Origin of the sequence: Amycolatopsis sp. NPDC006131 (genome assembly GCF_040614175.1) — a bacterium.
In the GTDB taxonomy this organism is placed as follows: Bacteria; Actinomycetota; Actinomycetes; order Mycobacteriales; family Pseudonocardiaceae; genus Amycolatopsis_E; species Amycolatopsis_E tucumanensis.
Genome location: NZ_JBEXTX010000192.1, coordinates 1 through 9151, shown reverse-complemented (window position 1 = coordinate 9151; position 9151 = coordinate 1). Strand labels below are relative to the sequence as shown.

The following is a 9151-nucleotide window of genomic DNA, read 5'->3' as shown; positions in this document are numbered from 1 at the left end:
TAGTTCATCCGGCACCAACCGCAGCGACAACCGATCAACCACAGCCAAGATCATCGCTCACCAGCGGTCGATCACCACGTAAGACACGCTCTAAATGAGGAGATGACCGAGCACCTCGGCCACGAGAAGAACCGCGCTCAGCAGGACGTGATTCTACGAATGTGCGTAATGGAGCCCGGAAGAAGACGGTGCTGTCGGACGCGGTCGGCGAGGTGGAGATCGAGGTGCCGCGGGACCGGGAATCCACGTTCGAGCCGCAGATTGTGAAAAAGCGGCAACGTCGGCTCACCGATGTGGCCGAGATCGTGCTGTCACTGTATGCGAAGGGGATGACCACCGGGGAAATCTCGGCGCATTTCGCCGAGATCTACGGCGCCTCGGTGAGCAAAGAACCGATCTCCCGGATCACCGACAAGGTGGTGGCGGAGATGCAGGACTGGGCCAGCCGCCCGCTGGACGTCGTTTACGCCGCGGTGTTCATCGACGCGATCGTGGTCAAGGTGCGCGACGGCCAGGTGGCCAACCGGCCCTTCTACGCCGCCATCGGCGTCACGGTGGACGGCCGCAAGGACGTGCTCGGCCTGTGGGCCGGCACCGGTGGCGAGGGCGCCAAGTTCTGGATGAGCGTCCTGGTCGACCTGAAAAACCGCGGCGTGAAGGACGTGTTCTTCCTCGTCTGCGACGGCCTGAAAGGCCTGCCCGAGGTGGTGGAACAAGTGTGGCCGCAGGCGATCGTGCAAACCTGCATCATCCACCTCATCCGCAATTCGTTCCGGCTTACTTCGCGGAAATACACCGATGCGCTCAAACGGGACCTCAAAGCCATATACGAGGCGCCCAACGCGGCAGCGGCGGAAGCCGCCCTGCAGGAGCTGGACGATAAATGGTCCACCCAGTATCCGGCGCTGGTCCGGTTATGACGCAACGCCTGGACCGAGTTCGTGCCGTTCCTCATTACGACATCGAGATCCGGAAAATGATCTGCTCGACCAACGCGATCGAATCGCTCAATGCCCGCTACCGGCGGGCGGTGCGAGCCCGCGGCCACTTCCCAACCGAGCAGGCCGCCCTGAAGTGCCTGTACCTTGTGACCCGCAGCCTGGACCCCACCGGCACAGGCCGCGCCCGATGGACGATGCGCTGGAAGCCCGTACTCAACGCCTTCGCCATCACCTTCGGTGACCGGTGGCCGGCCGCCGAAACCTACTAACCGAACCGCCAGAAACACCGATCATGGGATAGACCCGTTTTCCGGAAGATGACTCCTCCGCCAGCGACGAGTTCGTACGTGTTCCTCCCGGTAAACGCCAGGTGACGAGTGACCAGGAGCCGTCGATCCACAGCTGTATTTCTGCGATGGGTGCGCGCGGGGCGAGCCACAGTCGCCAGTGTCCGTATCCGAGCCACCGGTCACCCGGGCGCACGTCGGTGAGGGTGTCGTTGTTCTTCGACCGGACGACGATGCGCAGACGGCGTCGTTCTCCGAGGTGGTCGAGGTAGTCCTCATGTTCGTCGCGAAGCTGGTGGGTGTTGCCAGAGTGAGCCGTGCCGATATCGCGAACGGTACCGTGGACCACGAGAGGATGCCGGATCTTCGGTGGTTGTTGGAGGTGGGCGGCGACCGTGTCAGCTTCGCTGGCGTGGAGGCAGAACTGGTTCCACCGCAGTTTCTTCCCGGCGTAGCGAGCGCGGAATCGGCGGGCCGCGTCGGGATCGTCGTCGAACTCGCGCAAGAGCCGCAGGATGCCGGCGGCGGTACTCAATGCAGGGACGAGCGTACGGTTGGTAACGCTCAGACGAGCAGTGGGCTCGCCAGTTGTGCTGGGCGGTCGTGAGTCGGGCGGTGCGATCGTGTCGGGGTCTGGGAGACGCAGCTCGTAGTCCTCGCCGTCTTTGACCAAGGTGCCGCGGCTGTCGCGGACGAGGTGCTCGGCGCGGTTCTTGAAGTCGTAGTCGCAGCCTGGGTCGTGTTCCCCGTTGCCGGTCAGCCGATAAAACGCCATTACCTGAGTCGTCCCGCCACGGGGAGTGCGGCGCGGGTAAGACGGCACCGCGATCACAGCGGTAGTGCAGGCACCGCAGCGCAGCGGCTTGCGTCGGTGCGATCTGGGCGGCGGTGATCGCGCTACACAAGGGCGACCTGGAGAGACAACTCCAACAACTCGCAGACCAGGCAGCGAAGGTGTTCCTCTATGCCTCCTCGAGCAGGCCGCGTCCATCCCCCGCGACGCCCGCACGACGCGGCTCGTACGCCGCCCTGCGTGTAGCCCGGGTCATCGAAAGAAACTCAGTGGGATCACCCTTATGGGCGAACGGCCTGGGCGGTCTCACGTGACCCCGTTTGCCTTGCCGGCGACCGCTGTCCCAATTTTGCCCCACTTACTGAAGGGTAACTGAAGCGAAATCCACAGTGGACTGATATTCGGCCCACCAAAAAAGATCGCCCGAACTGCGAAAAATCCACAGGTCGGGCGATCTTGAAGACTGTGGAGGTTAGGGGAGCTTACTCGAACATAAAAGACCAGGTCAGAGCCCTGGAAGAGCTCCGTGAGAAGCTTCCCAGCCTCGATACACCCGAGCCGACGTCGACCAAGCGCGACCGACCCCGCCGTGCCCGGCAACTCCGCACCGATCAAATCGAGCAGCTGATTGCCGGCTACCAGGCCGGCGCGACGGTGTACGAGCTCGGTGACCGGTTCGGCATCGAACGGCGAACTGTCAGCAACATCCTCCACCGGCACGGCGTGCCGATGCGCCGCCGTGGCCTCTCCCCCGACCAGGTCGACGACGCCATCTACCTCTACAAGCTCGGCTGGTCCCTGGCGCGAGTCGGCGACCACCTGGGCGTCAACCACACCACCGTGCTGACCAAACTGCGCGAACGCGGTATCCCCACCCGAGACACCCACGGACGTCCGCGCATCGAAGCAGGTGACCCTCGATGACCCGGCCCGCAGCTGAATCATCAACTCGATCAGGTTCGAACGGGGCCACCGTCGTTAAGGCCGTCACCGTGATCATGGGCGTCGTCGTCGGCCTCACCTTCCTCTTCGGCTTCGGCAACGTCCTCAACCTCGCGCTCCGACTTGGTGTGCCCGTCTGGGTCGCACCGCTCGTCGCACCCGCGGTCGATCTCTCGATCCTCGGGCTCCTGTTGGGCACCCGGCACCTCGCGCTCACCGGTGCCCCCGCGGACCTGCTGCGTCCAGCCCGCCGGCTGCTGATCTTCGCGAGCGTGGTCACGTTGGCGTTGAACGTGGCGGACCCACTCGTTGCGGGCGAGTACGGGAAGGCGGCGTTTGATGCTGTTGGACCGCTCCTCTTGATCGGCTGGGCAGAGGTCGGCCCCGGCTTCTTGCAGGCGATCGGTGCAACCAGCTCGTCGACAGGCGTACATGACGTCGTCGGAATCGACCAAGCAGACGTGCAGGTTCCGGAGACGCGGGAGGGCGACTCGGCGTGGCGTCAGGTCGAGCAAGAGGAGCTCGCGGTACGGGAGCAGGGCCGGCAGGTGCCTCGCAAGCGTCCGCCGGAGGTGCTCTTGGACCAGGCACGACGGGAGGATGCAGCTCATCGCGTGGCTCACCAGAAACCGATATCGGCCGATGCGTTGCGAGTTCGCCTCGGCATCGGCGCTACACAGGCGCGACGGCTCGTCAAGATCGTTCGTTCCGAGTTCGAAGAACGGGTCGCGGAAAGGCCGGCCGACGGGGGACCCGCGTATGAGGTCCGCCGTGCCGAGTCGACGCTGGTGGCCTGAAGAGGGCACCCGATATCGGCCGGGCGGACGTAACGGTCCGTGACGGCAGAACGATCTTTCGGACGACACGGCGTCGCCGAGTCGCGACGACCAGGCCGGCTCGACCTGGCAGAATCGGTGCTGATCAGGCCGGTCACCAGGGAGCGCCAGGACGGCGGCCTCTCCGGCCTGCCGCTCTGACCATATGGGCAAGGATCGAAGCGATTGGATACACCGTGAGTTCACCTGGGCAGCAGTGGGGCACCTGCTCGGACGCGCACCGAGCGTGCGCTCCGGCGGCTTCCGCAGCGCGTCTGGGCAGCGAGCGCGAGGGCCCAACGCGGATTTGACCCGAGGGGGCCGTAACCTGGGCGTATGTCGGGCGCGACCCGCAGCAGACATGCCGCGCGAGGATACCTCGCGCGGCTTGTCGCAGTGGTTGCCGTGCTTGCTGGCCTGGTTCTCGCCCACGGTTTGCAGTGCAACGACGGTATGACCGTGATGCACGCTGCTTCCGGCGCGAGCATGGCCGCCGACGCCACCCATGACTGCGGTGCCGCTGCGGTGACGGCTGCGGCGGTTGACGTCGTCTCCCCGGAGAGCATCCCACCTGTAGAAGCCAGCCAGCGGCTCGCCGACCGGTGCACGGCGTCCCATACCCGAGCGGTCGTTCTGGCCGCAGGCAGTTCACCTGGTTCACATGGCTTGGGCGGTCTGCTGGCGACCTGTCTGGCGTTCATCGTCGCGGTCGTGGCCGCCCTGGTGGGGCTGCGACCGACCGGGCTTCGGGGCATCGTCCCGATGCTTCGTTCCGCCCGTGTGGCGATGATGCGCGCGGCCCTGCCGCGGGCACCTAGCCTCGCGGAGCTCTGCCTGCTGCGGACGTAGGAGGAGTCTGCCCAGGTCACGGCGTTGCCGCTGGGTCCTTGGGCATTGACGCGTACTCCAGCTCTGTGCTGGAGGTCCTCTCATGTCCTCATCCCCCTTCTCCGCAGGAGGCTTTCGTGAATCTTGCAGCTGTCTTGGTCACCGGGTTGTTCGCCGGTGGTGTGTCCTGTGCCGCGGTGCAGGGCGGCCTGTTGACGGGTTTGATCACTCGGCAGCGCGCCGCGACGGTGGAACCAGCCGGGTCGGCACGCCGGGCGAAAGGCGCGACTCGCCATTCCGGCGACGCCCAGTACCGCACCAGTACGAAGCGTTCGGTGCAGACAGCGCAGCCACCCACCTGGCGTGCTCAGCTCGGTGACGACCTCGCCCCGGTCGGCGGGTTCCTGGCCGGCAAGCTCGTGTCGCACACCCTGCTCGGCGCGCTGCTGGGCGCCGTGGGCGGCGCGGCGGAGCTCTCGGTCGGCGTCCGCACCTGGCTGCAGATCGGTGCTGGCCTGCTGATCATCGTGTTCGGTCTCGCCCAACTGGGTGTGCCGGGGTTCCGTGGCATCGTCGTCGAGCCGCCGCTGTCCTGGATGAAGCTCGTGCGCAACCGCGCCCGTTCCCAGGCCGCGTTGGCCCCGGCGCTGCTTGGGCTGGCCACCGTGCTCATCCCGTGCGGGGTGACGCTGTCGGTGGAGGCGCTGGCGTTGACCTCGGGTTCGGCGTTGGCGGGCGCGGCCACGATGGCGGTGTTCGTACTCGGTACCGGCCCGCTGTTCGCCGTGCTCGGCTACGCCGCCCGCAAGGCCGCCACGGCATGGCGCGGCCGACTGGCGATCATCACCGGGCTGGCCGTGCTGGCGATGGGGCTCTACACGCTCAATGGTGGGCTGGAGTTGGCCGGGTCACCGTTGGCGGCCAGCCGGATCGCCCAGACCGTCGGCTTCTCCGAGGCCCCGGCCGACACGACCGCGGCCTCCACTGTGGAGGGACAGCAGACCGTGGTGATCACGGCGCGCACGGGTTCCTACAGCCCGGAGAACGTCCAGGTCCGTTCCGGGGTGCCGACCACGTTGGTCGTGAAGTCGGACGGTGCCCAGGGGTGTGTCCGGTCGTTCCTCATTCCGGACCGGGGCGTCGAGAAGATCCTGCCGACCAAGGGTGAGACGAAGATCGACCTGGGGGTGCTGCAGCCGGGTCGGCTCGACTACTCGTGCGGCATGGGCATGTACACCGGCGTCCTCACCATCGTTTGAGCAAGGAGTCCACTGTGGCCACCACGACACACACTTTCCGCATCGAGGGCATGCACTGCGGCAGCTGCGCGCTGCTCATCGACGACGCCCTGGAAGACCTGCCCGGCGTGCGCAGCACGCAGACCACGATGAAACAGGCACGCAGCACCGTCGAGCTGGATCCGGGCCAGAACAGCCCGGAGGACGTGATCAAAGTGATCGAAGAACTCGGTTACCGTGCGTCGCCGTTGCCGTGACTGGGATTGATGGGGAGAACGGTCAGGAGATGGCGACTGAGATACAGGACGCTCCCGGTCAGCCTGCGGCGGCCGACGAATTGGAGGAGTTCGGCACCGCGTACGAGGCTGGCCGGTATGGGACCGGGGTCAAGGTGCTGGTGGCCGCCGCAGCGGCGCTGGTCTTCCTGCTGGTGGGTGCGGCTGGCGGAATGCTGATCACGCTGTCGCGCTCTGATCAGGGCGGGGTGCCGGGAGCGGACTCGGTCGATGTCGGGTTCGCTCAGGACATGTCGGTGCATCACCTGCAGGCGGTGACGATGGCGAGCTTGGCGCGGGACCGCAGTACCGACCCGTCGATCCGGGTGTTGGCGTTCGATATCGAGTCGACCCAGCAGGGGCAGGTCGGCATGATGTCGGGCTGGCTCACGCTGTGGAACCAGCCCACGCTGCCGTTGGGTACCTATATGGCGTGGATGAGCGGCCCGGCCGCGCACGGCCACGGTGCGACGACCGGATCAGTACCTGCGGAAGGTGTCAGGATCATGCCGGGCATGGCGACGCAGCAGGAGCTGACCCGGCTGCGTTCGCTGTCCGGCGCCGAGTTGGACGTGTACTTTCTCCAACTGGTGCTGCGCCATCACGCGGGCGGAGCGCCCATGGCGCAGTACGCCGCCGACCGTGCCGGCCAGAGTGCGGTGCGCGCGCTCGCGGACAGCATCGTGAAGTCGCAGACCGCCGAGATGGAGACGATCAAGTCCATGCTCGCGCAACGCGGTGCTCAGCCGTGGCCCTAGCCGGGCGTGCTGGCCTGGCTATCGCTCACGTGTCGGTTGACCGGCCGATGCGGAGAGCGATGGCCAGGCCGATGCCGAGCAGCACGACGACACCGACAATCCACGGCCACAGGGGCATTCCACCGTTGTCCGGGTGGGTGGTGGGTGCCGCTTGCGTTTGTGTGCGTTGTGGAGCCGGAGTTGTCTGCGTCAGCGGAGACGATGTCGTGGGCGGTGCGGCGGCCGGGTTGCTGAGGGCGAAGCGCACTGTTCCGCTGACGGGGTGGCCGTCGTCGGACAGGACTCGGTAGCCGATCGTGTACTGGCCCGGCGGCCCGGTCGGCTGGACCGGCACGCTGACCACGGTGTTGTGGACTTCTGGCTGGCCGACGATCCATGTCATGCCGTCGGGGCCGGTGACCGTGACGGTACTGAATCCGGTTTGGACAGGTTCGTTGAAGGTCAGTCGAATCTGCTGTGGCGCAACAGGAAGTGATGCGCCTTCGGCCGGGTCGCTGCCGATGAGTTGGGTGTGCGCGGAGGCTGGGTTCGCGGCAGCCAGTAGCGTGACAGCGGCGAGCAGGAGAGCGGTCGGCAGGTATCGCATGGTGACGTTCCTCCTGTCAGATGGGGATGGTGAACCCGGAGATTGGGCCGCGTAGCCAGGCGATCACTTCGCCCCATAGTCCGGTCACCAGCGCGATGCCGATGGCGATGAGGAAGGCCCCGCCGATCTGCTGGACGCGGCGGATGTGGCGGCGCAGCCAGCCGGTGGCGCGCACGGCCCAGCGGGCGCCGAGGGCGAGCAGAATGAACGGCAGGCCCAGGCCGAGGCAGTAGGCGGTGATCAGCAGTAGGCCGCGCCAGGTGGTGGGGCCGACCTGGGTGCCGCTGGCTAGGGCGATGACCCCTGCCAGCGTCGGTCCGAGGCAGGGTGTCCAGCCGAGGCCGTAGACGGCGCCGAGCAGCGACGCGCCCCACAGCCCGTCCCGTGGCTTGTGCCGCAGTTTCATGCCGCGTTGCAGCACGGGGACGACGCCGAGGAAGACCAGGCCCATGGCGATGGTGATCACGCCGCCGAGCCGTTGCAGCAGTTGTTCGTTGGCGAGCAGGGCGTCGGAGAGGCCGAGGACGGCCATGGTGGCGGTGGTGAAGACCACGGTGAACCCGAGCACGAACAGCAGTGCGGCCCCGGCCACCCGCCACCGACCGCTGGTCCGTGCGTCGTCCCCGTCGGCGGCGACCGCAGGTGGCTCGGCACCGACCAGCCCGGCAAGGTAGGCCAGGTATCCCGGCACGAGCGGGAGGCAGCAGGGTGAGGCGAACGACACCGTGCCGGCGGTGATCGCCAGCAGGGCGGCCAGCAGCAGCGGGCCGGAGATGGCCAGGTCGGTCAGGTTCACGAGGGTTGTCCTTGCGCGGTGGGTTCGGCGGCGATGCGCTGCACGACGGGCAGCAGGTCGGTGTCCAGCAGCGCGGTGAGGAAGATCGCGGCCACGCGGTGCTGGCGGTCGAGCACGATGGTCGAGGGCACAACGCTGCGCGGGTAGCCCTTCAACGCCAGCAGGGAGCGGCCCGCCGGGTCGTAGATCGAGGGGTAGGTGACCCCGCGGTCGCGGACGAAGTCCTGCGGGGCGCTGCGCTGCTCATCGCGGACGTCGATGCCGATGAACTGCACCCCGGTGTCCTTGGTCTGGTCGTAGACGCGCTGCAGGTGGGGCATCTCCGCCCGGCACGGGCCACACCAGGAGCCCCAGATGTTGAGCACGACGACCTTGCTGGCGTAGTCGGACAGCCGGATCTGCTTGCCCAGCTCCAGCAGGTCCTCGCCGGACAGCTCCGGGATCTTCCCGCGAGTCTCCGGCGGGTCGTAGAAGATCTGCGTCTGTCCGCCGGGCGAGACGAACTCGAACGTCTGGCCGCGGGCCACGGCGTCGGTGCCCGCGCCGCACGCGGTGAGCGCGAACAGCACGGCGATGCCAACGCAGACCCAGGAACGTCGCGTCCTGCCCATGCCAACTCCTCACCCACCCACTCATCTACGTACCTGCTGCGTAGATTAGTAGATGGTCGTAGGCTGGCGGCGAGCCGGTGGCGATGGCGAGGAGTGTTGTTCGATGACGGATCTCTCGGCGTTCCAGCACCCGCGGTTCGCCCGCATGTACGAGCGGATCAGCAAGGAAGCCGAACAGCGGGGCACCGCCGAGCATCGGGATCGGGCACTCGCGGAACTGTCCGGGCGGGTCATCGAGGTCGGCGCGGGTAACGGCCTGAACTTCGCGCACTATCCCGACA

The 9151-nt window shown here is 67.0% G+C and carries 10 protein-coding genes and 1 pseudogene; 7 read left to right on the top strand and 4 right to left on the bottom strand.

The window, feature by feature from the left end; translation table 11 throughout:
- Nucleotides 1-87: 87 nt before the first annotated feature.
- Nucleotides 88-1210: pseudogene (locus tag ABZ215_RS42485) on the top strand (IS256 family transposase); the annotation flags it as partial.
- On the opposite strand, the gene ABZ215_RS42480 reads toward ABZ215_RS42485, so the two are convergent.
- A complete protein-coding gene (locus tag ABZ215_RS42480) occupies nt 1170-2060 on the bottom strand; it encodes a hypothetical protein (RefSeq protein ID WP_354956525.1) in 891 nt (296 codons plus the stop codon). The pseudogene ABZ215_RS42485 and the gene ABZ215_RS42480 sit on opposite strands and share 41 nt — an antisense overlap.
- 426 nt (nt 2061-2486) lie before the next feature.
- Here ABZ215_RS42480 and ABZ215_RS42475 point away from each other — a divergent pair, with 426 nt between their 5' ends.
- The 6 genes from ABZ215_RS42475 to ABZ215_RS42450 all read left to right on the top strand — a co-directional run bounded on the left by ABZ215_RS42475 (nt 2487) and on the right by ABZ215_RS42450 (nt 6877).
- Nucleotides 2487-2945 carry a hypothetical protein gene (locus ABZ215_RS42475; protein ID WP_354956527.1) on the top strand — a complete coding sequence of 153 codons (459 nt, stop codon included), beginning with the start codon at nt 2487-2489 and terminating at the stop codon, nt 2943-2945.
- Entirely contained in the window at nt 2942-3760 is an 819-nt protein-coding gene (locus ABZ215_RS42470) for a hypothetical protein (RefSeq protein WP_354956523.1), read from the top strand. Before ABZ215_RS42475 ends, ABZ215_RS42470 begins: the two co-directional genes overlap by 4 nt.
- Nucleotides 3761-4114: 354 nt before the next feature.
- A complete protein-coding gene (locus ABZ215_RS42465; RefSeq protein WP_354956521.1) occupies nt 4115-4627 on the top strand; it encodes a hypothetical protein in 513 nt (170 codons plus the stop codon).
- A gap of 314 nt (nt 4628-4941) precedes the next feature.
- On the top strand, nt 4942-5865 hold the full coding sequence (locus ABZ215_RS42460; RefSeq protein ID WP_354956519.1) for a sulfite exporter TauE/SafE family protein: 924 nt from the start codon (nt 4942-4944) through the stop codon (nt 5863-5865).
- Nucleotides 5866-5879: 14 nt separating this feature from the next.
- A complete protein-coding gene (locus tag ABZ215_RS42455; RefSeq protein ID WP_354956517.1) occupies nt 5880-6101 on the top strand; it encodes a heavy metal-associated domain-containing protein in 222 nt (73 codons plus the stop codon).
- 29 nt (nt 6102-6130) lie between these two features.
- The gene (locus tag ABZ215_RS42450; RefSeq protein WP_354956515.1) at nt 6131-6877 is read left to right on the top strand and encodes a DUF305 domain-containing protein; all 747 of its coding nucleotides are present in this window, start codon (nt 6131-6133) and stop codon (nt 6875-6877) included.
- Nucleotides 6878-6902: 25 nt separating this feature from the next.
- Here the strand turns inward: ABZ215_RS42450 and ABZ215_RS42445 are convergent, their stop codons facing one another.
- From ABZ215_RS42445 to ABZ215_RS42435, 3 genes are read right to left on the bottom strand one after another with little or no spacing between them, the layout of a single operon-like run.
- Nucleotides 6903-7463, bottom strand: coding sequence for a copper resistance protein CopC (locus ABZ215_RS42445; protein WP_354956513.1), 561 nt, complete (start codon nt 7461-7463; stop codon nt 6903-6905).
- 16 nt (nt 7464-7479) lie between these two features.
- A complete protein-coding gene (locus ABZ215_RS42440) occupies nt 7480-8259 on the bottom strand; it encodes a cytochrome c biogenesis CcdA family protein (RefSeq protein ID WP_354956511.1) in 780 nt (259 codons plus the stop codon).
- A complete protein-coding gene (locus ABZ215_RS42435; protein ID WP_354956509.1) occupies nt 8256-8870 on the bottom strand; it encodes a TlpA disulfide reductase family protein in 615 nt (204 codons plus the stop codon). The genes ABZ215_RS42440 and ABZ215_RS42435 overlap by 4 nt, the downstream gene beginning before the upstream one ends.
- Nucleotides 8871-9151: the final 281 nt, after the last annotated feature.